Raw genomic sequence first — 22329 nt, forward strand, 5'->3', positions numbered from 1 at the left:
GTCCTCGTCACCGTTTATTTTTCATTCAGAGAGAGCCCATGACCGTCAGCACTCCGCTTTCCGGCGTCAACCAACCCTTCAAGGGGATCTTGCTGATTGTCGTGGCAACCTTCCTGTTCTCCAGCCACGACGCGCTGTCGAAATACCTTTCGGGTTTTTATCCGATCGTCATGGTGGTGTGGGCGCGGTATCTGGTGCACACGCTGCTGATGGCGGGGATTTTCCTGCCGCAGTCCGGGCTGCGCGTGCTGCGTACAAAACGCCCGTTGTGGCAATTGGCGCGGGCGTTGTGCCTGTTGGGGACCAGCCTGTTTTTCACCACGGCGTTGCTGTACATCCCGCTGGCCGAGGCCACGGCGGTCAACTTTCTTGCGCCGGTGCTGGTGACGGCGCTGTCGGTGCCGCTGCTCAAGGAGCGGGTGACGCGCGGTCAGTGGATCGCGGTGGTGTGCGGGTTCATCGGGGTGCTGATCATCGTCCATCCGGGCGGTGACCTGTTTACTCCGGCGATTCTCCTGCCATTCTGTTCGGCGCTGTTTTTCTGCTTCTATCAGCTGCTCACCCGCAAGCTCGCCGAAGTCGACAGCCCGACCACCAGCAACTTTTTCGCCGGGTTGTGCAACACGCTGGTGATGAGTGCGCTGGTGCCGTTCTTCTGGCAGGTGCCGAGCCTGGGCCATGCGCTGTTGATGCTGGCGCTGGGCAGTTGCGGAATGACCGCGCACCTGTTTCTGACCCAGGCATTCCGCCATGCCGCGCCGGCGTTGCTGGCGCCGTTCGGTTATTGCCAGATCGTGTTTGCGGGGTTGCTGGGCTGGTTGCTGTTTGCTCACACGCCGACCCTGATGACGGTGATCGGGATTGCGGTGATCTGTTGCAGCGGACTGGCGGCAGCGTGGCAGCAGAGCCGGCGCTGAAAGCAAAACCGGCCTGAAATCAGGCCGGTCGGTGCAGGAAGGTTATTCAGTATTGGAAGGCTACTCAGTGACGGTAGGAATCTTGCGCGGTGCCATGAAGTACATCCAGGTCAGGGCAATGAAGTACATCGCGGGGATCAGAGTGAACAACACGGTGTAGTTGTTGTTGGTGACGGTCAGGATGTGGCCGACGATCTGGGTCATGAACATCCCGCCAATCGCTGCGCACATGCCGCCGAAACCGAACACCGTGCTCATCATGTGCTTGGGCGTGTAGTCCATCACCAGGCTCCAGATGTTGGCGGTCCAGGCCTGGTGCGCGCCGATGGCCAGGGAGATGGCAGCGACGGCAATCCACAGGTTGGCGGAACCGGCGGCCATGACCACGCCGATGATGCAGCAGGCGAACAGGAACATCGACAGCAGCCGCGCCTTGATCGAGTTCATGCCGCGACCGATCAGGAACGAAGACAGAATCCCGCCGCCCACGCTGCCGAAGTCAGCGGTCACGTAGATGATGATCAGCGGAATGCCCATCTGGGTGACGTTGATGCCCAGGTTGTATTGCTGATTGAGAAACGGCGGCAGCCAGTACAGGTAGAACCAGAACACCGGCGCGGTCAGCGAGTAGGCGAGGGCGAAGGCCCAGGTGCCGCGCATCCGCAGGATTTTCGAGAACGGCACGCGGGCCTGTTCCGGTTCGACTTCTTTCTGGATGTATTCCAGCTCTGACTGCTTAACGTTTGGGTGATCTTCCGGGTTGAAATACTTCAGGCCCCAGAACAGCAGCCAGATCCCGCCGAGTGCCGACATGCACAGGAATGCGGCCTGCCAGCCCCACACGTGAAGGATCAGCGGCAGCAGCATCGGGGTGAACATCGCGCCGACGTTGGTGCCGGCGTTGAAGATGCCGGTGGCCACGGCGCGCTCGCCGGCCGGGAACCACAGGCGCGTGGTCTTCACGCAGGCCGGGTAGTTCGCCGCTTCAGTCAGACCGAGGATGAATCGGCAGACCATGAAGCCCACCGCCGAGGTCGCCAGACCGTGGGCGCCGGTGGCCAGGCTCCAGAGCAGCACCGCGCAGAAGAACACGCGCTTGACGCCGACCCGATCGATCAGCCGTCCTTGCAGCACGAAACCGATCGCGTAGCCGACCTGAAACCAGAAGTTGATGTTGGCGTAGTCCATCGCCGTCCAGCTCATTTCCTTGGCGAGGATCGGCTGCATGACGCCGAGGGCGGCGCGGTCGATGTAATTGAGGGTGGTGGCGAAAAACACCAGCGCCAGCATGCCCCAACGGGTCTTGCCGACGGCCATGGCGCCGCGGATCTTGTCGCCGATGCCACCCGTGGCAGTGCTCATGGCCGGAGCCATGCGGGAAGTCTGTGAAGGAATCATGTGTTCCACCCGTTTTTGGATTTGTTATTTGGTGTGCTTTTCTTGTGCACGCTGCGACCGGTGGTTCAGTTCCGGACTCAAGGTGAGACGGATGTTGGGCAGTGGACGAAAAATCGTCAATTCGCCAAACCGGCATTCTGTTCGATAATCGCACGCAAAACTAACCGGGTAGTACAGTTTAAATTGCTCAATGAAAAACCGGGACCAATAATTCGCTCACCCTATAAAAGCGGCGCAATTTTCGTAGCCGACGTCTCCACCGGGAGTTGAAACATGCAGCGATCCATTGCCACCGTCTCCTTGAGCGGAACCCTGCCGGAAAAACTCGAAGCCATTGCCGCCGCCGGGTTCGACGGGGTGGAGATTTTCGAGAACGATCTTCTGTATTACGACGGCAGCCCCCGGGAAATCCGGCAGATGTGCGCCGACCTCGGGATTGCCATCACCCTGTTTCAGCCGTTCCGCGATTTCGAAGGCTGCCGCCGTGATCGTCTGGAGCGCAACCTGGAACGGGCCGAGCGCAAGTTCGACCTGATGCAGGAACTGGGCACCGACCTGGTGCTGGTCTGCAGCAACGCCTCCCCCGACAGCCTCGGCGATCAACAGATCCTCATCGACGACCTGCGCCTGCTGGCCGAGCGCGCTGGTGCCCGTGGCCTGCGCATCGGTTATGAAGCGCTGGCCTGGGGCCGTCACGTCAATACTTATCAACAGGTCTGGGACATCGTGCGTCAGGCCGATCACCCGGCCCTCGGCGTGTTGCTCGACAGCTTCCACACCTTGTCGCTCAAGGGCGATCCACGGGCGATTGCCGAGATTCCCGGCGACAAGATTTTCTTCGTACAGATGGCCGACGCGCCGATCCTGGCGATGGACGTGCTGGAGTGGAGCCGGCATTTCCGCTGCTTCCCGGGGCAGGGCGAATTCGATCTGCCGGGCTTCCTCGCGCCGATCATCCAGAGCGGCTACACCGGGCCGCTGTCGCTGGAAATCTTCAACGACGGCTTCCGCGCCGCGCCGCCTCGGGCCAATGCCGCTGACGGTCTGCGTTCGCTGCTGTATCTGGAGGAGAAAACCCGCCAGCGTCTGGAGCAGGAAATCCGTCCTGTGGATAACCGCGACATCCTCTTCGAAACGCCGAAGGCCAGCGAATACAACGGCATCGAGTTTCTTGAGTTCGCCGTGGATGAAAGCCTGGGCGCCAAGCTGTCGAACTGGCTGGAACGGCTGGGTTTCGTCAAGGCCGGCCAGCATCGCTCCAAGAGTGTCAGCCTGTTGCGTCAGGGTGATATCAACCTGATCCTCAACTCTGAACCCTATTCGTTCGGCCACAGTTTTTTCGAGGCCCACGGCCCGTCGCTGTGCGCCACCGCCTTGCGGGTCAAGGACAGCGCCAGCGCGCTGGCCCGGGCCGTTGCCTATAAAGGTCAGCCGTATCGCGGACTGGTCGGCCCCAATGAACTGGAACTGGCGGCGGTGCGTGCGCCGGATGGCAGCCTGATTTATCTGGTGGATCAGGAGGCGGATGTCTACGGCACCGACTTCAATCTGCTGCCAAATGCAGTGGCGGGCGGTGGTCTCAAGCGCATCGATCACATGGCCATGGCGCTGCCGGCGGACAGCCTCGACAGTTGGGTGTTGTTCTACAAGAGCCTGCTGGATTTCGAGGCTGATGACGAAGTGGTGCTGCCGGATCCGTACGGGCTGGTGAAGAGCCGCGCCCTGCGCAGTCGCGACAGTTCGATCCGTCTGCCGCTGAACATTTCCGAGAACCGCAACACCGCGATCTCACACGCGCTGTCGAGTTATCGCGGTTCCGGGGTGCATCACATCGCCTTCGATTGCGACGATATCTTCGCCGAAGTCAGCCGGGCGAAAGAGGCGGGCGTGCCGCTGCTGGACATCCCGCTGAACTATTACGACGACCTGGCGGCGCGCTTCGATTTCGATGACGAGTTTCTCAGCGAGCTGGCGTACTACAACGTGCTGTACGACCGCGATGCGCAGGGCGGCGAGTTGTTTCACGTCTATACCGAGCCGTTCGAGGGGCGCTTCTTCTTCGAGATCATCCAGCGCAAGAACGGATACGCCGGTTATGGCGCGGCCAACGTCGCGGTGCGGCTGGCGGCGATGGCCAAATCACGCAGTGGCGCGGTTCGCCAGGCGAAGTTGTAGGAAATTCGTAAACGCGGGATTAAACACCGGTCGCGCGGCTTCCTTCACTGGGTCGCGCGGCCCATAATCGCCAGCCTGTGCAGTGATGGCCGTGAGCCCGCAATGACAATGACTTCAGAACTTCCCGCAGCTCCCGTTCTACCCGCGGTAGAGCCGCGCAAGAGTCGCAAGAACAACCCGGAAAAGACCCGCGAGAATATCCTGCAGGAGGCGATCGTCGAGTTCGTCCAGCAGGGGCTGTCCGGTGCTCGCGTCGATGCGATCGCCGAGCGTATCCACACCTCCAAACGCATGATCTATTACTACTTCGGCAGCAAGGAGCAGTTGTACGTCGAGGTGCTGGAGAAGCTCTACGGCGATATCCGCAGCACTGAAAACCGCCTGCACCTGGCTGAATTGCCGCCGGTGGAAGCGATCCGGCGTCTGGTGGAATTCACTTTCGATCACCACGATCGCAACGTCGATTTCGTGCGGATCGTCAGCATCGAAAACATCCACAACGCCGAGTATGTGAAGCGTTCCGACGCGATCAAGGCGATGAACAACACCATCCTCGATTCCCTGGGCGAGATTCTGCGTCGCGGTGCTGAAGAAGGCGTGTTCCGCGCCGGGCTCGACGCGCTGGACGTGCATCTGTTGATCAGTTCGTTCTGCTTCTATCGCGTATCGAACCGCCATACCTTCGGAGAGATCTTCCAGATCGACCTGCCGGACGAAAGCATCAAGCAACGTCATCGCGAGATGATTTGCGAGTCGGTGCTGCGCTACTTGCAGGCGTGACCGAAGTCGAGGGGGCCAGGCCCCCTCACTGTTTTATCCATTCATGCTTTGAAAATGCGCGAGCATTCGCTGCGCATCCGGCACCTTGCCGCTGAACAGCTCAAACGCCTTCACTGCCTGAAACACCGCCATGTTGCCGCCATCCAGGGTTCGGCAACCCAGGGCGCGGGCGTTGCGCAGGAGTTCGGTTTCCAGCGGGAAATACACAATCTCCGCCACCCACAACTCGGGCCGCAGCAGCGCCGCCGGCACGGGCATGCCGGGCAATTTGGCCATACCCATCGGCGTAGTGTTTACCAGACCATCGGCCTGACTCAGCGTGCTCCCCAGATCATGTCCGGCCACGGCCCGACCGGCACCGAAATGCTGATTGAGGTTGTTGGCCAGGCTTTCGGCGCGCTCGACATCCACATCAAAGATGCTCAGCTGCTGTACGCCTTCGCTCAACAAGGCGTGGGCAACGGCCGCGCCTGCACCGCCGGCGCCCATCTGGACTACGCGCTCGCGGGCAACGTCTGGCAGGCCGCGACGAAAACCTTCGGCAAAACCCAGGCAATCGGTGTTGTGGCCGACGCGTTTGCCGTCCTTCAGCACCACTGTGTTCACGGCGCCGATGCCTCGGGCTTCCGGAGACAATTCATCGAGCAGCGGGATGATTGCCTGCTTGCACGGGAAGGTGATGTTCAGGCCGGTGTAATTCATGCGTTCGGCGGCCTGCAACAGATCGGGCAGGGCGCTGCTGTCCAGTTGCAGTTGATCGAGGTCGATCAGCCGGTACAAGTAGCGCAGGCCCTGTTCGTCGCCTTCGTGTTCATGCAGCGCCGGAGTGCGGGAAGCCTGAATGCCGGCGCCGATCAGCCCGGCGAGTATCACGTTGTTGCGGTTCATGCGGTTCGCCCCTTCAGCCGCTGGCTGAAATGTTCCAGGGCCAGGCGATAGCCGTGGCTGCCGAAGCCGCACATCACGGCGGTGGCGATGGCCGAGACGAACGAGTGATGACGGAACGGCTCGCGGGCGTGGACGTTGGACAGGTGTACTTCGATCACCGGCAATTCGCTGGCGACCAGAGCGTCGCGGATCGCGACCGACGTGTGAGTCCAGGCGGCCGGATTGATCACGATGCCGGCGCAGCGCTGACGGGCGCCGTGAATCCAGTCGAGCAATTCGCCCTCGTGGTTAGTCTGGCGAAACTCCACGGCCAGGCCGAACTCTTCGGCGGCGCGCCCGCACAGGGCAGAGATGTCGGCCAGGGTTTCGTGACCGTAGGTCGCCGGTTCACGGGTGCCGAGCAGGTTCAGGTTCGGGCCGTTGAGCACCAGAACGATAGGGGGCATGGGGGCAAACTCCACTTATTGTTTTTGGCTTGGGCCGAGGGTTTCGACCTGTGGAGTTAAATTGTACTAGATGGTTACTTTAATCAATTGCTCTGCATCGGCAGCCCGGTTTTGTGTGCGGTGATCGCACACAGGTGAAATCAATGCGGCAACTGCTCGACCAGAAAATCAATGAAAGCCCTGACGCGCAGCGGCATGTGGCGATTTTGCGGGTACAGCAAGGTGAACGGTCGCGAGCGTCCGCTGTAGGGCTGGAGCACTTCCACCAACGAGCCGTCGGCCAGTTCCTTTTCGACAATGAAGCGATAGGTCTGGAACAACCCGGCGCCATGTTTGGCCAGGGTCACGCCACCGAGCACGTCATCGGAGCAGCAGAAGTTGCCCTCGGCGAGGATTTCCCGTGGCGCGTCTTCCTCATAGAACAGCCAAGTGATCCGCCGCCCGCTGCTGGGCAATTCGTACTGAATACACTCGTGTTGTTCGAGGTCTTCGAGGGTCTGCGGCGTGCCGGCGCGTTTGAGGTAGTCGGGGCTGGCGACCATCACCAGCGCTGCGTCCTCCAGATGGCGGGCGATCAGGCCGGAGTCGGGGATTGCCCGCACGCGGATCGCCATGTCGTAACCCTCGCCGACGAAGTCGATGTTGCGGTTGCTGATGTGCATGTCGACCTTCACCTGCGGGAAGCGCGCACGAAACGCGGGCAACAGCGGCAGGATCCGGTGATGGGCGTAGGTTGTAGGAATACTGATACGCAGGGTGCCGGACGGTTCCTGCTGCTGGCCCATGACTTCCCGTTGCGCCTCGACCAGTTGCGCCAGCGCCTGGCTGCATTCTTCGTAGTAGCGACGGCCGCTGTCGGTCAGTTTCACGCTGCGGGTAGTGCGCGCAAACAACCGTACGCCCAGCCGTTCCTCCATGCGGGATACCGAGCGGCTCACCGCTGCCGGCGTCACCGAAGCCGCCTGCGCCGCGCCGGTGAAACTGCCGCACTCGGCGGCCAGGCAAAACAGCTCGATGCTGCCCAGCTGAAGATCGTCGAAGTGTCGTTGCATGATTGATTACACCGGGGAATGAGTCTTCGTATGTAGCAAATGCGTGGCCGCTGCGAAAGAACTGCTTACCATTTTGCGCGGGGCTTTCCTGAATCCCGCACTAGGCTCGAAAACGTAATGACCATTTGAGGCAGCAATGCCGATGGTCGGAATTGTCAGGGAATGGCAGTTTTCGAAATTCTTTAACCTAACGGATGGGTTAGCATGAAAGTGTGCAGTTACAAGGGATTGTCGGTGGTGATCATGCTGCGAGACGAACATTGTCCGCCCCATGCGCACGTTGATTCAGGTGCATGGAGTGCCCGTTTCAAATTCAGCTTCTGGCACAACGGCGTGGAGTTATGGGATGTGGTGCCCCTGTCGCGTCGGCCACCGATTGCAGTGCTCGAGGGGCTGCGTCAATCGCTGCGTGAAACTGTTCATCTGCGGCGGGCCCGTCGAATCTGGTGGACTCGATTGCAGACGGCGTGTCTCGATAATCAATGGTGGGACGGGGACTCGAACGAAGTGGCCGTCATGCGCGCAGTCACCGGAGCAACCTTCAGAATCGGATCGGCGTATTACGAACCAGAAGAAAACAAAACCCTGCTGGCCCTGGTTGGTGCTCGGGAAGGTGTGGAGATCGAACTATGAAAACAGTAAAAGCCGGTTTGCATGCTGATCGACCGGTAACAGAAAAGCGTCTCGATGAAGCTGTTGAGCGGGGAGGGCTGCGCCGACGCAGCAGCCTTCAAGCCGTGTCGGTGGCCTTTCAGAAACCCTGCCTGGTGATTCACTTCGAGGACGACAGCGGCGTGCTGCTCCCAGTGAATCTCTACCGCGAATTCGATGATTTCGAACCGGAAGACTTCACTGGATTGAACGTTGGCTTTGCCGGCACAGCGCTCTGCCACGACGGCAAGGATCTGCAGGTTTCCATCGCCGGCATGATCTCGGCCAGTCAACCTTTGATGGCCATGGCTGCCTCGGTGATCGCCTCTCGCAATGGCCGCCAGAGCAGCACCGCGAAAGCCGAAGCTGCCCGGGCCAACGGCAGGAAGGGCGGGCGCCCGCGCAAGATCGATCCCGTGCCATGAACAGGCACAAAAAAGCCGTCGGTCAGGACGGCTTTCTTGTATCTGGCAGTGCGATCAACGCCGGGTCAATAGCACGCCGGATTCCATGTGGTGAGTCCAAGGGAACTGGTCGAACAGCGCGCAGCGGGTGATGCGGTGCGTGTCGTGCAGTTGGGCGATGTTGGCTGCCAGCGTTTCCGGGTTGCAGGAGATGTACAGGATGTTGTCGAAGCGCCGGGTCAGTTCGCAGGTGTCCGGGTCCATGCCGGCCCGTGGCGGGTCGACGAACACGCTGCCGAACTCGTAGCTTTTCAGGTCGATACCGTGCAGGCGACGGAACGGGCGAACTTCGTTCAGTGCTTCAGTCAGCTCTTCGGCGGACAGGCGCACCAGCGTGACGTTATCCACAGCATTTTCGGCCAGGTTGCTCAGTGCGGCGTTGACCGAAGTCTTGCTGATTTCGGTGGCCAGCACTTTGCGCACGCGGGTCGCCAGTGGCAGGGTGAAGTTGCCGTTGCCGCAATACAGCTCCAGCAGATCGTCGCTGCGATCACCCAGTGCTTCGTATGCCCAGTTGAGCATCTTCTGGTTCACGGTGCCGTTAGGCTGGGTGAACGCGCCTTCCGGCTGGCGGTAGCTGAACGTGCGACCACCGACGTCGAGTTTCTCGACCACGTAATCGAGGCCGAGTACTTCGCGCTTGCCCTTGGAACGGCCGATGATGCTGACGCCCAGATCAGCCGCCAGTTTGGTGGCCGCTGTATGCCAGTGCTCGTCCAGCGGGCGGTGATAGCACAGGGTGATCATCGCGTCGCCGGCCAGGGTGGTCAGAAACTCCACCTGAAACAGCTTGTGGCTCAGCGCCGCGCTGGCCTGCCAGGCCGCTTTCAATTGCGGCATCAACTGGTTGATGCGCAGGCTGGCGATCGGGAACTCTTCGATCAGGATCGGCGTGCGTTTGTCGTCCTGGGAAAACATCGCGTAATGCCGCTCACCGGCCTCGCGCCACAGGCGGAATTCGGCGCGCAGGCGGAAATTCTGCAACGGCGAGTCGAACACCGTCGGCTCCGGTGCATCGAACGGGGCCAGCAGGTCACGCAGGCGCGTGACCTTGTCTTCGAGTTGTGCGGCGTAGGCCTGGGAATCAAAAGTCATGCGTTGAACCAACCCAGCTTGATCACGAACAGAATCGACAGGATCACCAGCGCCGGGTTCAGCTCACGGGCACGGCCGGACAGCAGTTTGATCGCAGTCCAGGCGATGAAGCCGAAGGCGATGCCGTTGGCGATGGAATAGGTGAAAGGCATTGCCAGAGCGGTGACCACGACCGGCGCGGCGACGGTGATGTCGTCCCAGTCTATTTCCGCCAGACCGGAAGTCATCAGCACGGCGACGAACAGCAGCGCTGGTGCGGTGGCGAAGGCCGGTACGCTGGAGGCCAGTGGCGAGAAGAACAACGCCAGCAGGAACAGGATCGCGACGACGATGGCGGTCAGGCCGGTGCGGCCGCCGGCGCTCACGCCTGCGGCAGATTCGATGTAGCTGGTGGTGGTCGAGGTGCCCAGCAGCGAACCGGCCATGGCCGCGGTGCTGTCAGCGATCAGTGCACGGCCCATTTTCGGCATGTGGCCGTCCTTGCCCATCAGGCCGGCGCGCTTGGCGACGCCGATCAGGGTGCCGGAGTTGTCGAACAGGTCGACGAACAGGAAGGCGAAGATCACGCTGACCAGACCGATGTCCAGTGCGCCCTTGATGTCCAGTTGCAGGAAGGTCGGGGCCAGCGAAGGTGGCATCGAGGTCACGCCGCCGAACGGGGTGAAGCCCATCACGATGGAAACGATGGTCACCGCGAGAATGCCAATCAGCACCGCGCCGCGTACTTTCAGGGCCTCAAGGGCGACGATCAGCGCGAAACCGAGGGTGGCGAGGATCGGAGCCGGTTGTTTCAGGTCGCCGAGGCCGACCATGGTCGCCTGGTTACTGACCACGATGCCGGCGTTGTGCAGGGCGATCAGCGCCAGGAACAGGCCGATACCGGCGGCAATCGCCGAGCGCAGTGGCAGCGGGATGCTGTTGATGATCCATTCACGGATGCGGAAGATCGACAGCAGGAAGAAGCACACGGCCGAAATGAACACCGCGCCCAGCGCCACTTGCCAGGTGTGGCCCATGTGCAGCACGACGGTGTAGGTAAAAAAGGCGTTCAGCCCCATGCCCGGCGCGAGGGCGATCGGGTAGTTGGCGATCAGGCCCATGACCGTGGAGCCGATGGCGGCTGCCAGACACGTGGCGACGAACACCGCACCTTTGTCCATGCCGGTCTCGCCGAGGATGCTCGGGTTGACGAACAGAATGTAGGCCATGGCCAGGAAGGTCGTGACGCCCGCCAGAATCTCGGTTCGCACGTTGGTGTTGTGTGCCTTGAGTTGAAACAGCCTTTCCAGCATGTCTGCTCCCCGTGGCGCGCGTGGCGCCGTGAATGTATCGACCTCAACAGCAAAGCACAGACCGTCGCAAGCGCCTGGAAAATTGTGGTGGGCCGGAAAAAGCCGCGCATCATACCAGCAGCGTGAGGAAGATGGCGGATGTTGGTGTCGATCGTCGGCGAAGTTTTGCACCACGGCCAAGTACGCCATACTGCGCGCTGTTTTTTCGGGGATGGATCGCATGAACAAGGGTTGGATGAAGACCGCTGGACTGATGGCCTTGCTGCTGGCCGTTGTACCGACGGCACTTGCGGCGTCGGCACCGCCATTGAGCGAGGTGAAAGTCATCAAGGTTCAGTCGTCGTCCTGCGGGCTCGAAGACATTACCGATGGCCAGGTGCAAACCCGTTGCGATCACAGCGCGCCGGGCATCAAGGTCTATGTGCTGGAAATCGGTTACGGCCAGAGCCAGCCTCAGGCAGCGCTGGACGGCTTTGAAGTGAACGGCACCCGAAGCCCGGTCTGTGCTTTCGATAACGGCAACCTGACCGAATGCACGCCAGGCGCGAAAACCGTCGGTTCGCTGTACACCTTCGATCTGGCGACCCGACAGGAAGGCACCTTTACCTTCAGCAACACGTCGATCAACGCCCCGCGCAATACGATGTCGACCCAGCTTTACATCAAGTAACGGCTGTCGCCGAACAGGGCAGGGCAAAGCTGACTACGCTTTAAGGATCACCCAGCGGATGGCGCCCATGACCTTTAGAGCCCTGATTACCCTCGCCGAGGGCATCGATGATCTGCAATGCGTGACCCTGATCGACGTGCTGCGTCGCGCCGGCGTCGAAGTGGTGGCGGCCAGCATCGAGGGCCGGCGCATGCTGACCTGCGCCCGAGGCACTCGACTGACCGCCGACGGCATGCTCATTGATGTGCTGGCCCAGACCTTCGACCTGATTGTCCTGCCCGGTGGCGCTGTCGGCGCGCAACACCTTGCCGCGCACCAGCCTCTTCAACAACTGCTAAAGGATCAGGCCAGTGCCGGACGACTGTTCGCCGCCATCGCCGAAGCCCCGGCCGTCGCCCTGCAAAGCTTCGGTGTATTACGCCAACGCCGGATGACCTGCCTGCCCGTCAGCAGTCATAACCTTTCCGGTTGCACCTTTGTTGATCAACCGGTGGTGGTCGACGGCAATTGCATCACCGCCCAAGGCTCCGGCGCCGCGCTGGCATTTGCCCTGACGCTGGTCGAGCAACTGGCGGGCAAGGCCGTCAGAGCGAAGGTGGCGGGGGAGTTGCTGGCCTGAGAAGTTCAGGCCTTCACCTCTTCCACCGGCACATGCATCCGGTCGCGGTTGGCCAGGGTCGGGAACAGTTTGATCCAGGTTCCGGTCACCACCAGCGTGCCGACCCCGCCCATCACCACCGCCGGCACGGTGCCGAACCAGTGGGCGGTGAGGCCGGATTCGAATTCGCCCAGCTGGTTGGAGGCACCGATAAACAGGCCGTTCACCGCGCTGACCCTGCCGCGCATTTCGTCCGGGGTTTCCAGTTGCACGAACGAGGCGCGGATCACCATGCTGATCATGTCCGCCGCGCCGAGCACCACCAGCACCGCCAGGGAGAACCAGAACGAGGTCGACAGACCGAAGGCGATAGTGGCAACACCGAACACGCCGACGGCAGTGAACATCACCCGACCGACGTTTCGCTCAACGGCAAACCGCGCCAGGAACAGCGACATCATCAACGCCCCGACCGCCGGCGCCGAGCGCAGCAACCCGAGCCCCCACGGCCCGGTCAGCAGAATGTCCCTGGCGAACACCGGCAGCAACGCGGTGGCGCCGCCGAGCAGCACGGCGAACAGATCCAGCGAAATCGCCCCGAGAATGTCTGGACGGCTGCGAATGAAGCGAATTCCGGCCAGCAACGAATCCAGCGTCGCCTTGCCTTTGTTCAGCGGTGTTTGCCGCGCGGGCAGGTTGAGCATCAGCGTGCAGGCGATGACATACAGAATGACCGTCGGGCCATAGACCCACACGCTACCGAAGGCATAGAGCAGACCGCCGAGTGCCGGGGCGACGATGGTGGCCGATTGCTGCGCCGATTGCGCAGCGGCAACCGCCCGTGGGAACAGCGTGCTGGGCACGATGCTCGGCAGCAGCGCCTGGGTGGTCGGCATTTCGAACGATCGTGCGGCGCCCAGCAGGAACGCCAGGATAAAGATCATTTCCCGGGTGACATGGTCAGTGACGCTGCCGATGGCCAGTGCCAGGGCGATCAAGGCCTGCAACGACTGGCAGATCGCCGCGACCTTGCGCCGGTCGTAGCGATCGGCAACGTGGCCGGTGTGCAGCATGAACAATACACGTGGCGCGAATTCCACCAACCCGACCAGACCCAGGTCGAGCACATTGCCGGTCAGTTGATAGAGGTTCCAGCCGATCGCCACGGTGAGCATCTGAAAACCGCTGGCGGTGAAGATCCGGGCCAACCAGAACGCAACGAAGGGACGGTGGTGACGTAACAGCAAGGGCTCTTGGCTGGGCATTTGCGGGCCGGTCTTGATCGAGGGGAACCGCGAGATTATCACCAGTCTGTAACAGGAAGTTGCTATGACAGAAAATTTAGTTAGCCAGACATCGATTTTTCCCCGTCGTGGCGCGAGCTCCGGCCACGGACGTATTTCAGAGCGTTGCCAGGTCTGTGAGGCAACTTGTCACGCGGCAAAAGACCACGCGGTTCTCCGTCGGAAATGGGACTACTCTTTCAACGTTGATTGATCCAGATCAAGACCCATCGCGGAACTGATCCCGGACCCGTCGGCAGACTCCCTGCGTCGCGATGCCTGTAAAAAGAAGAACGAATTCGAGTTCGCCGCACTCCATACCCGTGGGGGCAGTGGTTCAAGGCCGCCAGTCCTGGAACCGTTATCTGATAGAGGAAAGCTTATGTTCGGTTTAGAGGCCCTGGATCTCGCCCGAATTCAGTTCGCGTTCACCATCTCGTTCCACATCCTGTTCCCGGCGATCACCATCGGTCTTGCGAGTTATCTCGCGGTGCTGGAAGGCCTGTGGCTGAAAACCGGCAACGACACTTACCGTGACCTCTACCATTTCTGGTCGAAGATCTTTGCCGTCAACTTCGGCATGGGCGTGGTCTCGGGGCTGGTCATGGCCTACCAGTTCGGCACCAACTGGAGCCGCTTCTCGGACTTCGCCGGTTCAGTCACCGGCCCGTTGCTGACGTATGAAGTGCTCACGGCGTTCTTCCTCGAAGCCGGTTTCCTGGGGGTGATGCTGTTCGGCTGGAACAAGGTCGGGCGCGGCCTGCACTTTTTCTCCACGGTGATGGTGGCCATCGGCACACTGATTTCCACGTTCTGGATTCTCGCCTCCAACAGTTGGATGCAGACCCCGCAGGGCTTCGAGATCGTCAACGGTCAGGTCATTCCAACCGACTGGCTGGCAATCATCTTCAACCCGTCATTCCCCTATCGCCTGATGCACATGGCGACGGCAGCGTTCGTCGCAACGGCCTTCTTCGTCGGCTCGTCGGCGGCCTGGCACCTGCTGCGCGGCAAGGACAACCCGGCGATCCGCACCATGCTGTCGATGGCGATGTGGATGGCGCTGATCGTTGCGCCGATCCAGGCAGTCATCGGCGACTTCCATGGCCTCAATACCCTTGAACACCAACCGGCGAAGATCGCCGCGATCGAGGGTCACTGGGAAAACGTCGGCGACGAAGCGACACCGCTGATCCTGTTCGGCTGGCCGGACATGAAGGAAGAAAAGACCAAGTTTGCTGTCGAGATTCCATACCTCGGCAGCCTGATCCTGACCCACTCGCTGGACAAGCAAGTCCCGGCGCTCAAGGAGTTCCCGCCAGAAGACCGGCCGAATTCGACCATCGTGTTCTGGTCGTTCCGGATCATGGTCGGTCTCGGCTTCCTGATGATCTTCACCGGTCTGTGGAGTTTGTGGCTGCGCAAGCGTGACTCGCTCTACACCTCGCGGCCGTTCCTGTACCTGGCGCTGTGGATGGGGCCGTCCGGCCTGATCGCGATCCTGGCGGGCTGGTTCACCACTGAAATCGGTCGTCAGCCATGGGTGGTCTACGGGCTGATGCGCACGGCCGATGCGTCTTCAAACCACAGTTTCATGCAGATGAGCATCACGCTGATCATGTTCGTGGTGGTGTATTTCGCGCTGTTCGGTGCGGGGCTGGGCTACATGATGCGCCTGGTGCGCAAAGGGCCGAAGACCGACGAAGGCAAGGAAACCAACGACGGTGGTCCTGGCCAGAAACGCACACCGGCACGTCCGTTGTCCGCTGCCGACGACGACGGCGCCGAACACGACCGCAGCCTGACCAAGGAGATTTGAGTCATGGGTATTGATCTTCCGCTGATCTGGGCCGTGATCATCATCTTCGGGATCATGATGTACGTGGTGATGGACGGTTTCGACCTGGGGATCGGGATTCTCTTCCCGTTCATCCCCGGCAAGACCGACCGCGACGTGATGATGAACACCGTCGCCCCGGTGTGGGACGGCAATGAAACCTGGCTGGTACTGGGGGGCGCTGCGTTGTTCGGCGCATTCCCGCTGGCCTATTCGGTGGTGCTGTCGGCGCTGTATCTGCCGCTGATCTTCATGCTGATCGGGCTGATCTTCCGTGGCGTGGCGTTTGAGTTCCGCTTCAAGGCCAAGGACGACAAGCGTCACCTGTGGGACAAGGCGTTCATCGGTGGTTCGGTGGCGGCGACGTTCTTTCAGGGCGTGGCGCTTGGCGCGTTCATCGATGGTCTGCCGGTGGTCAACCGGCAATATGCCGGCGGTTCACTGGACTGGCTGACGCCGTTCACGCTGTTCTGCGGCGCCGCGCTTGTTGTGGCGTATGCGCTGCTCGGTTGCACCTGGCTGATCATGAAGACCGAAGGCAAGCTTCAGGAGCAGATGCATGACCTGGCGCGCCCGCTGGCCTTCGTGTTGCTGGCGGTGATCGGCATCGTCAGCCTGTGGACGCCGCTCTCTCACCCGGAAATCGCCGAGCGCTGGTTCAGCCTGCCCAATCTGTTCTGGTTCCTGCCGGTGCCGATTCTGGTGTTGGTGACGCTGTACGCACTGATCCGTGCGGTGGCGCGAAACGCCAACTACATGCCGTTCCTGCTGACCCTGGTGCTGATCTTCCTCGGCTACAGCGGTCTGGGCATCAGCCTGTGGCCGAACATCGTGCCGCCGTCGATCTCGATCTGGGACGCCGCCGCGCCGCCGCAAAGCCAGGGCTTCATGCTGGTGGGTACGCTGTTCATCATCCCGTTCATCCTGGGTTACACCTTCTGGAGCTACTACGTGTTCCGCGGCAAGGTCACCCACGAAGACGGTTATCACTAATGGTGATCACGATGGCGCCGACCGCGGCGCCATCTCCCGCAACCGGAGGATGCAAGCATGACCGGCAAACATTCCCTGCACGACATTGAACAAGCCGAAAAAAAGCCGCTGTGGCAGCGGCTCGGCTGGTTGGCCATGATCTGGGTCGGCAGCGTCGGTGCTCTGTTCATCGTCGCCAGCCTGATGCGTATGTTCATGAATGCAGCAGGCCTGACCACGCACTGAGACTTCCCATCCCGCTGCCTTGCGGCACGGATTTTCGACCCTCCGACCGGAGGGTTTTTTTGCCCGGATTATTTGCGCGCCTTGAGGATCACGAATTTCGGAGTCGCGGCGACTTGCTCGACACCCCGAAACAGTCGCGCCAGTTTGCTGTGATAACCCAGGTGACGGTTGCCGACGATGTACAGCGCACCGCCAACGACCAGCGCTTCGCGGGCCTGCTGGAACATGCGCCAGGCAAGGAAATCGCCGACCACCTGTTGCTGGTGGAATGGCGGGTTGCACAGGACTACGTCCAGCGATTGCGCCTCCTGGCCGGCCAGACCGTCGCCGGCGCGTACGATCACGTCACGTTCACCGAACGCCGCGCGCCAGTTCTCGGCTGCCGATTGCACGGCCATGAACGATTCGTCCACCAGCGTGTAATGCGCTTCAGGATTTTGCAGGGCGCTGGCGATGGCCAGTACGCCGTTACCGCAGCCAAGGTCGGCGACTCGTGCCGAGCCGAGGTTTTTCGGCAGGTGCGGAAGGAAGGCACGGGTGCCGATGTCCAGCCCTTCACGGCAGAAAACGTTGGCGTGGTTGAGCAGTTCGATGGCCGGCTCGTCGAGGTGATAGCGGGTCGGGTAGGGCGAGACGGTCGGTGCCTTGGCCTCGGGCGTGGCGATCAGCAGTCGGGCCTTCTTCACCGCCAGCGAAGCCTGAACCGGCCCGATGTAGCGTTCCAGCAGATCACCGGCGGCGCGGGGCAAATGCTTGACCATCGCCGCTGCCACTACCTGAGCGCCCGGTGCCAATTGGCCTTGCAGGCGAATCAGTTGTTCTTCCAGCAGCGCCAGAGTTTTCGGGACGCGAATCAGCACCTGGTCGAACGGCCCGATCAATGGCGCGCTGGCGGGAATACCGCGCACAGCATCGAACGCCTGGCCGTTGCGCAGCAGGTTTTTTTCCAGCCCCTGAAACGCCAGGAACGAATCACCGCTGGTGCTGACCTGCAGTTTGCCCGAGAGGCTGATGGCCAGCGCGCCGAAACTGTCGTTGAGCACCAGAACCCGAGTCTGCGCCGACAGGTTCTGTTCGGCCAGATGATTGAGCAGATATTCGTCGGCTGCGTCGAAGGCTTGCAGCGGTTCGTTCTGCTGTTCGGGCTGGCGGATCAGATCGAGCTGGGCGAAGGGCGTATCGAGCAAAGGCATGGGGCGGGGACTCTGGGTAATCGACGGGTGTCCCGCGGCCCAGGGGGAGTGCGGCGGAACCGTCCGAGTGGACAGCGGCGCAAAAGATCGCGTCATCACTCAGGAAGGTTGCAAATGGTACGTTTTTTTTGTTGGCAATACTCGCCTGATTTCAGTACGGGTGAGTGGGAATAAACCCGGCCCTGGTGGCGGCGATGACGGCTGACACCTTGTTGCAGGCGTTGAACTTAACGATCAGGTTTTTGATGTGATAGTTCACGGTTCGTTCGGCCACATTCAGAATCTGGCCGATTTCCCAGGCTGTCTTGCCCAATGCGCACAGCCTTACGATTTCGAGCTCCCGGGTAGACAGTCGTACGGGCGGTGATTTGGCCTGTGCCGGCGGGAGGGCGTGGACGATCATTCCACTCAAGTGCTGCGTGATGAAGTGCATCACACCGTATTGTTCGTAGAGCTCCAATGCAGAGATTTCGCAATGGGGTCGTGCCAGACTGATGGTGCAGCACAGGTCGTTCTCTTCGTCGAGATACGACTGTGACCAGCCATGTTCCATCCCGTGATTCTGAAGCGCACTCCACATTGTCGGTGCCTTGGAAAATGCTTTCCTGGTCCAGAGAAACGGCAACATTGAATGATGGCAAAAAGCTGTAATCGGGTCGTTTTCACAGCAATGTTTTTCGTATTCGTCGTTCCACGCCTCTGTGAAGTTATTGATATAAAACGGTTTGAATGACTGGGAGTCAGGCCGCGAGACGGTAATACCGCAGAATTGAAAACCGATGTTGTTGGCAAAGTTTTTCAAGATCGGGAATGCGTTTTCAATATTCTTCGCGCGCGTAAGCTGTTCTATTTGATACTCCTTCCACCTTTCCATTTTAGGTTGTTCTCCAGTGTTTCATTTCCGCGGGGGGGCAAATTGGATCCAAGGAACCAGCACGGGTGGAAGTGTAGGAGGATTCCTACAAAGCTGTTGGATTTTTTTGTTCTTGGACGGTGGCAGAAACTGGAATATGAATAATGAGTTTTTATATGCAGGGAATCATTTAAAGGGTTGCATCGCTTCGGCCTCTATAATCGATGTCCGCTGCTGGCTTTTAGATGATGGCACTTTGAAATGTCATTACAAATTGTCGGTGTTCCACTGAAGATTAATGGGTAACACTTGAGTCATTGTTGATGGAGTAACCCAATGACTGCCAGCAGTGAAAAATTCAGCCGCCAGACATTGCTCGATGTACAGCCGCTGACCCCCAGTCTGTTCACCCTGCGCACCACGCGGGATGCCGGTTTCCGCTTCCGCGCCGGGCAATTCGCTCGGCTTGGCGTTACGCGTGAGGACGGCAGTACGGTGTGGCGCGCCTACTCGATGGTATCTTCGCCGTTCGACGAATTTCTCGAGTTTTTTTCCATCGTGGTGCCGGGCGGCGAGTTCACCAGCGAACTGAGCCGGCTGAAGGCGGGGGATACCTTGCTGATAGAGCGCCAGGCCTTTGGCTATCTGACGCTGGACCGATTCATTGATGGCCGCGATCTCTGGCTGTTATCCACAGGCACGGGCGTGGCGCCGTTTCTGTCGATCCTGCAGGACTTCGAAGTCTGGGAGAAATTTGAGCGAATCATATTGGTCTACAGCGTGCGAGAGGCCCGGGAACTGGCTTATCAACAACTGATCGCGGAACTGACACAGCGCGACTACCTCGCGGAATACGCCCACAAGTTCCAGTTTATTCCGGTGGTCACGCGTGAGCCGTATGCCGGCGCCCTCAACGGTCGCATCACTACGTTGATCGAAAATGGCGAACTGGAAAAGATGGCCGGTGTGGAGCTGACGCCGGCGCATTCCCGGGTCATGCTCTGCGGCAATCCGCAGATGATCGATGACACCCGGGCCTTGCTCAAGCAACGCGGCATGGCCCTGAGTCTGACCCGGCGACCGGGACAGGTGGCGGTGGAAAACTACTGGTAAGGAAACGGCGCCCTAAGGCGCCGTTTCAGTCTTCAAGGCTGGTTGTTCTGGGCCTTGAGCAAATCGCGGATCTCACCCAGCAATTCTTCCTCTTTGGTCGGTACCGGCGGCAGGGTAGGGGCTACAGCTTCTTCGCGCTTCAGGCGGTTGATGGCTTTGACGCCCATGAAGATCGCGAAGGCGACGATCACGAAGTCCAGAACACTCTGGATGAACTTGCCATACGCCAGCATCACGGCAGGCGCATCGCCCTGGGCAGCCTTGAGTGTGATGGCCAGGTCACTGAAATCCACGCCGCCGATCAGCAGGCCGATGGGTGGCATGATCACATCGCCGACAAACGATGAAACGATCTTGCCGAAGGCCGCGCCGATGATGATACCGACGGCCATGTCGACCACATTGCCTTTGACCGCGAAGGCCTTGAACTCGCTGAGCACGCCCATAGTTATTTCCTTGTTACAGATGAGTTTGGTGTACGCAGTGTAAATCAGCATAACGCGTCCTGCGCGAAACACCTTCTTACAAAGCCCGCTTTTATCGACACACCATTTCGCAATTAGTTTGCAAAGTGCCACTAATCGCGCGCGCAATACGCTGCAACGTGCTGATCTTCAAGAAAAAATGATCAATCATCGCGTTACGAACTTTCTATTTATGTTTGGCAAGCCGAGCTTCTAGCCTCTGTCTGGCGCACCTGGATGCGCCTCAAAAAAACAGAGGAGCCTGAAATGAATTCCATGCCTGGCCTGGGGGGCTTTCCCCTTCGTCGTACCTTCGGTTTATTGACTGCCGGCCTACTGACCCTTTCTGCGAATGCGGCGCCCTTGACCCGGGATAACGGTGCCGCGGTTGGCGACAACCAGAACTCGCAGACCGCCGGCGCCAACGGTCCGGTGCTGTTGCAGGACGTGCAACTGATCCAGAAGCTGCAACGCTTCGACCGCGAACGCATTCCCGAACGCGTCGTGCATGCCCGAGGCACCGGTGCCCATGGCACGTTCACCGCGACCAACGATCTGAGCGATCTGAGCAAGGCCAAGGTATTCGCTGTCGGCCAGGTCACGCCGGTGTTCGTGCGTTTCTCGGCGGTCGTTCACGGCAATCACTCTCCGGAAACCCTGCGTGACCCACGGGGTTTCGCGACCAAGTTCTACACCGCCGATGGCAACTGGGATCTGGTGGGCAACAACTTCCCGACGTTCTTCATCCGCGATGCGATCAAGTTCCCGGACATGGTGCATGCCTTCAAGCCCGATCCACGTACCAACCTCGACGATGATTCACGTCGCTTCGACTTCTTCTCCCATGTACCGGAAGCTACCCGCACATTGACCGAGTTGTATTCCAACTCGGGAACTCCGGCCAGTTATCGGGAGATGGACGGTAATAGTGTGCATGCCTATAAGTTGGTCAATGCCAAAGGCGAAATCCACTATGTGAAGTTTCATTGGAAAAGTTTGCAGGGGATAAAAAATCTCGATCCAAAACAGGTCGTGCAAGTTCAGGGCCGTGACTACAGTCATATGACCAATGACTTGGTAACAAATATTTACAATGGCAACTTTCCAAAGTGGGACTTGTACATTCAGGTCTTGAATTCGCAAGACTTGTCCAAGTTTGATTTCGATCCTCTTGATGCAACCAAGATCTGGCCAGGTATTCCAGAGCGAAAAGTTGGACAAATGGTCTTGAATCGCAATCCTGCGAATGTCTTCCAGGAAACCGAACAAGTGGCCATGGCTCCCTCAAATGTTGTTCCGGGCATCGAGCCCTCGGAAGACCGTCTGCTGCAAGGCCGGATATTTGCCTATGCCGATACGCAAATGTATCGACTCGGCGCCAACGCACTGCAATTGCCGATCAATGCCGCCAAAACCGCCGTAAATAATGGCAATCAGGATGGCGCGATGAATGCCGGTGCGAGCACCTCGGGGGTCAACTATCAGCCAAGCCGTCTGCAACCGCGTGAAGAGACGCCGGGTGCGCGATACAGCCAGACCGCACTGCAGGGCAGTACGCAACAGGCGAAGATCCAGCGCGAGCAGAACTTCAAGCAGGCCGGTGATCTGTATCGCTCGTTCAGCAAGAAGGAGCGCCAGGATCTGATCGAGAGCTTCGGCGGTTCGCTGGCCGGCGCCGATGACGAGAGCAAGCACATCATGCTGTCCTTCCTCTATAAGGCGGATCCGGAATACGGCGCCGGTGTGACCAAAGTGGCCAAGGGTGACCTGGATCGGGTCAAGGTCCTGGCGGCCAAACTGGTCGACTGACAGCGGCCCTCTCAAGCCCCGGCAACTGTCGGGGATTGACCGGCAGCAGCGCCGCGCGTCCGGCCAGCGGAGAAATCCGTCCCGGCGCGGCGCGCTGATCGACGATGGCTGCGTTATCATCGCGGTTTTTGCC

General features: G+C 60.0%; 22 protein-coding genes. 12 read left to right on the forward strand and 10 right to left on the reverse strand.

Features of this window, described 5'->3' with window-relative positions; genetic code table 11:
• The first annotated feature begins 38 nt into the window (after nt 1–38).
• Nucleotides 39–917, forward strand: a complete 879-nt coding sequence (locus tag ACM6JM_RS26665) for a DMT family transporter (RefSeq protein WP_039771776.1) — start codon at nt 39–41, stop codon at nt 915–917.
• Nucleotides 918–977: 60 nt separating this feature from the next.
• Here the strand turns inward: ACM6JM_RS26665 and ACM6JM_RS26670 are convergent, their stop codons facing one another.
• Complete coding sequence (locus ACM6JM_RS26670; protein WP_064599596.1) at nt 978–2315, reverse strand: MFS transporter; 1338 nt, start codon at nt 2313–2315, stop codon at nt 978–980.
• Nucleotides 2316–2588: 273 nt separating this feature from the next.
• Between ACM6JM_RS26670 and quiC the strand changes: the two genes are divergently transcribed.
• Nucleotides 2589–4490, forward strand: coding sequence for a 3-dehydroshikimate dehydratase QuiC (quiC, locus tag ACM6JM_RS26675; RefSeq protein ID WP_085668056.1), 1902 nt, complete (start codon nt 2589–2591; stop codon nt 4488–4490).
• 102 nt (nt 4491–4592) lie between these two features.
• Nucleotides 4593–5270, forward strand: coding sequence for a TetR/AcrR family transcriptional regulator (locus ACM6JM_RS26680; protein ID WP_085612590.1), 678 nt, complete (start codon nt 4593–4595; stop codon nt 5268–5270).
• Between the two features lie 33 nt (nt 5271–5303).
• Here ACM6JM_RS26680 and ACM6JM_RS26685 read toward each other — a convergent pair whose 3' ends face one another.
• The 3 genes from ACM6JM_RS26685 to ACM6JM_RS26695 all read right to left on the reverse strand — a co-directional run bounded on the left by ACM6JM_RS26685 (nt 5304) and on the right by ACM6JM_RS26695 (nt 7656).
• Nucleotides 5304–6158 (reverse strand): shikimate dehydrogenase, encoded by an 855-nt coding sequence (locus ACM6JM_RS26685; RefSeq protein ID WP_039771772.1) that lies wholly within the window; start codon nt 6156–6158, stop codon nt 5304–5306.
• The gene (aroQ, locus tag ACM6JM_RS26690; protein WP_039771771.1) at nt 6155–6604 is read right to left on the reverse strand and encodes a type II 3-dehydroquinate dehydratase; all 450 of its coding nucleotides are present in this window, start codon (nt 6602–6604) and stop codon (nt 6155–6157) included. Before aroQ ends, ACM6JM_RS26685 begins: the two co-directional genes overlap by 4 nt.
• A gap of 140 nt (nt 6605–6744) precedes the next feature.
• Nucleotides 6745–7656, reverse strand: a complete 912-nt coding sequence (locus tag ACM6JM_RS26695) for a LysR family transcriptional regulator (protein WP_103385472.1) — start codon at nt 7654–7656, stop codon at nt 6745–6747.
• Between the two features lie 204 nt (nt 7657–7860).
• Here ACM6JM_RS26695 and ACM6JM_RS26700 point away from each other — a divergent pair, with 204 nt between their 5' ends.
• Nucleotides 7861–8289 carry a DUF4160 domain-containing protein gene (locus ACM6JM_RS26700; RefSeq protein ID WP_074691513.1) on the forward strand — a complete coding sequence of 143 codons (429 nt, stop codon included), beginning with the start codon at nt 7861–7863 and terminating at the stop codon, nt 8287–8289.
• Nucleotides 8286–8732, forward strand: coding sequence for a hypothetical protein (locus tag ACM6JM_RS26705; RefSeq protein WP_039771767.1), 447 nt, complete (start codon nt 8286–8288; stop codon nt 8730–8732). The genes ACM6JM_RS26700 and ACM6JM_RS26705 overlap by 4 nt, the downstream gene beginning before the upstream one ends.
• A 54-nt stretch (nt 8733–8786) precedes the next feature.
• Here ACM6JM_RS26705 and trmA read toward each other — a convergent pair whose 3' ends face one another.
• Together trmA and ACM6JM_RS26715 are read right to left on the reverse strand one after the other, a co-directional pair.
• Nucleotides 8787–9866 (reverse strand): tRNA (uridine(54)-C5)-methyltransferase TrmA, encoded by a 1080-nt coding sequence (gene trmA, locus ACM6JM_RS26710; protein WP_074691511.1) that lies wholly within the window; start codon nt 9864–9866, stop codon nt 8787–8789.
• Nucleotides 9863–11158 carry an NCS2 family permease gene (locus tag ACM6JM_RS26715; RefSeq protein WP_074691509.1) on the reverse strand — a complete coding sequence of 432 codons (1296 nt, stop codon included), beginning with the start codon at nt 11156–11158 and terminating at the stop codon, nt 9863–9865. The genes trmA and ACM6JM_RS26715 overlap by 4 nt, the downstream gene beginning before the upstream one ends.
• A 220-nt stretch (nt 11159–11378) precedes the next feature.
• On the opposite strand from ACM6JM_RS26715, the gene ACM6JM_RS26720 reads away from it, so the two are divergent.
• Together ACM6JM_RS26720 and ACM6JM_RS26725 are read left to right on the forward strand one after the other, a co-directional pair.
• Entirely contained in the window at nt 11379–11828 is a 450-nt protein-coding gene (locus tag ACM6JM_RS26720; protein WP_103385471.1) for a DUF4879 domain-containing protein, read from the forward strand.
• 67 nt (nt 11829–11895) lie between these two features.
• A complete protein-coding gene (locus tag ACM6JM_RS26725; RefSeq protein WP_039771994.1) occupies nt 11896–12447 on the forward strand; it encodes a DJ-1 family glyoxalase III in 552 nt (183 codons plus the stop codon).
• 5 nt (nt 12448–12452) lie between these two features.
• Here the strand turns inward: ACM6JM_RS26725 and ACM6JM_RS26730 are convergent, their stop codons facing one another.
• Nucleotides 12453–13691 (reverse strand): MFS transporter, encoded by a 1239-nt coding sequence (locus tag ACM6JM_RS26730; protein ID WP_414882765.1) that lies wholly within the window; start codon nt 13689–13691, stop codon nt 12453–12455.
• Nucleotides 13692–14091: 400 nt separating this feature from the next.
• Between ACM6JM_RS26730 and ACM6JM_RS26735 the strand changes: the two genes are divergently transcribed.
• The 3 genes from ACM6JM_RS26735 to ACM6JM_RS26745 are packed head-to-tail and all read left to right on the forward strand — an operon-like array spanning nt 14092 to nt 16764.
• A complete protein-coding gene (locus tag ACM6JM_RS26735; protein WP_039771763.1) occupies nt 14092–15528 on the forward strand; it encodes a cytochrome ubiquinol oxidase subunit I in 1437 nt (478 codons plus the stop codon).
• 3 nt (nt 15529–15531) lie between these two features.
• Nucleotides 15532–16539 (forward strand): cytochrome d ubiquinol oxidase subunit II, encoded by a 1008-nt coding sequence (cydB, locus tag ACM6JM_RS26740; RefSeq protein WP_039771762.1) that lies wholly within the window; start codon nt 15532–15534, stop codon nt 16537–16539.
• Nucleotides 16540–16596: 57 nt separating this feature from the next.
• A complete protein-coding gene (locus ACM6JM_RS26745) occupies nt 16597–16764 on the forward strand; it encodes a DUF2474 domain-containing protein (protein ID WP_085668053.1) in 168 nt (55 codons plus the stop codon).
• Nucleotides 16765–16832: 68 nt separating this feature from the next.
• Here the strand turns inward: ACM6JM_RS26745 and ACM6JM_RS26750 are convergent, their stop codons facing one another.
• A complete protein-coding gene (locus tag ACM6JM_RS26750) occupies nt 16833–17957 on the reverse strand; it encodes a methyltransferase (protein WP_163976524.1) in 1125 nt (374 codons plus the stop codon).
• Nucleotides 17958–18108: 151 nt separating this feature from the next.
• The gene (locus ACM6JM_RS26755; protein WP_103385468.1) at nt 18109–18831 is read right to left on the reverse strand and encodes a LuxR C-terminal-related transcriptional regulator; all 723 of its coding nucleotides are present in this window, start codon (nt 18829–18831) and stop codon (nt 18109–18111) included.
• Between the two features lie 315 nt (nt 18832–19146).
• Here ACM6JM_RS26755 and ACM6JM_RS26760 point away from each other — a divergent pair, with 315 nt between their 5' ends.
• Nucleotides 19147–19923 (forward strand): ferredoxin--NADP reductase, encoded by a 777-nt coding sequence (locus tag ACM6JM_RS26760; protein ID WP_103385467.1) that lies wholly within the window; start codon nt 19147–19149, stop codon nt 19921–19923.
• A gap of 32 nt (nt 19924–19955) precedes the next feature.
• On the opposite strand, the gene mscL is transcribed toward ACM6JM_RS26760, so the two are convergent.
• Entirely contained in the window at nt 19956–20369 is a 414-nt protein-coding gene (gene mscL, locus ACM6JM_RS26765) for a large-conductance mechanosensitive channel protein MscL (protein ID WP_039771752.1), read from the reverse strand.
• 285 nt (nt 20370–20654) lie between these two features.
• Between mscL and katB the strand changes: the two genes are divergently transcribed.
• Complete coding sequence (gene katB, locus ACM6JM_RS26770; RefSeq protein ID WP_414882766.1) at nt 20655–22196, forward strand: catalase KatB; 1542 nt, start codon at nt 20655–20657, stop codon at nt 22194–22196.
• The last annotated feature ends 133 nt before the right edge of the window (nt 22197–22329 follow it).

Origin of the sequence: Pseudomonas sp. IT-P2 (assembly GCF_949767575.1) — a bacterium.
Classification (GTDB): domain Bacteria; phylum Pseudomonadota; class Gammaproteobacteria; order Pseudomonadales; family Pseudomonadaceae; genus Aquipseudomonas; species Aquipseudomonas pharyngis.

Coding starts and splice junctions, on each gene's coding strand:
- ACM6JM_RS26720 (WP_103385471.1), top strand. CDS start 11,379: ATGAACAAGGGTTGGATGAAGACCGCTGGACTGATGGCCTTGCTGCTG.
- katB (WP_414882766.1), top strand. CDS start 20,655: ATGAATTCCATGCCTGGCCTGGGGGGCTTTCCCCTTCGTCGTACCTTC.
- ACM6JM_RS26750 (WP_163976524.1), bottom strand. CDS start 17,957: ATGCCTTTGCTCGATACGCCCTTCGCCCAGCTCGATCTGATCCGCCAG.
- ACM6JM_RS26730 (WP_414882765.1), bottom strand. CDS start 13,691: ATGCCCAGCCAAGAGCCCTTGCTGTTACGTCACCACCGTCCCTTCGTT.
- ACM6JM_RS26760 (WP_103385467.1), top strand. CDS start 19,147: ATGACTGCCAGCAGTGAAAAATTCAGCCGCCAGACATTGCTCGATGTA.
- aroQ (WP_039771771.1), bottom strand. CDS start 6,604: ATGCCCCCTATCGTTCTGGTGCTCAACGGCCCGAACCTGAACCTGCTC.
- trmA (WP_074691511.1), bottom strand. CDS start 9,866: ATGACTTTTGATTCCCAGGCCTACGCCGCACAACTCGAAGACAAGGTC.
- ACM6JM_RS26695 (WP_103385472.1), bottom strand. CDS start 7,656: ATGCAACGACACTTCGACGATCTTCAGCTGGGCAGCATCGAGCTGTTT.
- ACM6JM_RS26705 (WP_039771767.1), top strand. CDS start 8,286: ATGAAAACAGTAAAAGCCGGTTTGCATGCTGATCGACCGGTAACAGAA.
- ACM6JM_RS26745 (WP_085668053.1), top strand. CDS start 16,597: ATGACCGGCAAACATTCCCTGCACGACATTGAACAAGCCGAAAAAAAG.
- quiC (WP_085668056.1), top strand. CDS start 2,589: ATGCAGCGATCCATTGCCACCGTCTCCTTGAGCGGAACCCTGCCGGAA.
- mscL (WP_039771752.1), bottom strand. CDS start 20,369: ATGGGCGTGCTCAGCGAGTTCAAGGCCTTCGCGGTCAAAGGCAATGTG.
- ACM6JM_RS26670 (WP_064599596.1), bottom strand. CDS start 2,315: ATGATTCCTTCACAGACTTCCCGCATGGCTCCGGCCATGAGCACTGCC.
- ACM6JM_RS26685 (WP_039771772.1), bottom strand. CDS start 6,158: ATGAACCGCAACAACGTGATACTCGCCGGGCTGATCGGCGCCGGCATT.
- ACM6JM_RS26700 (WP_074691513.1), top strand. CDS start 7,861: ATGAAAGTGTGCAGTTACAAGGGATTGTCGGTGGTGATCATGCTGCGA.
- ACM6JM_RS26680 (WP_085612590.1), top strand. CDS start 4,593: ATGACAATGACTTCAGAACTTCCCGCAGCTCCCGTTCTACCCGCGGTA.
- ACM6JM_RS26725 (WP_039771994.1), top strand. CDS start 11,896: ATGACCTTTAGAGCCCTGATTACCCTCGCCGAGGGCATCGATGATCTG.
- cydB (WP_039771762.1), top strand. CDS start 15,532: ATGGGTATTGATCTTCCGCTGATCTGGGCCGTGATCATCATCTTCGGG.
- ACM6JM_RS26715 (WP_074691509.1), bottom strand. CDS start 11,158: ATGCTGGAAAGGCTGTTTCAACTCAAGGCACACAACACCAACGTGCGA.
- ACM6JM_RS26755 (WP_103385468.1), bottom strand. CDS start 18,831: ATGGAAAGGTGGAAGGAGTATCAAATAGAACAGCTTACGCGCGCGAAG.
- ACM6JM_RS26735 (WP_039771763.1), top strand. CDS start 14,092: ATGTTCGGTTTAGAGGCCCTGGATCTCGCCCGAATTCAGTTCGCGTTC.
- ACM6JM_RS26665 (WP_039771776.1), top strand. CDS start 39: ATGACCGTCAGCACTCCGCTTTCCGGCGTCAACCAACCCTTCAAGGGG.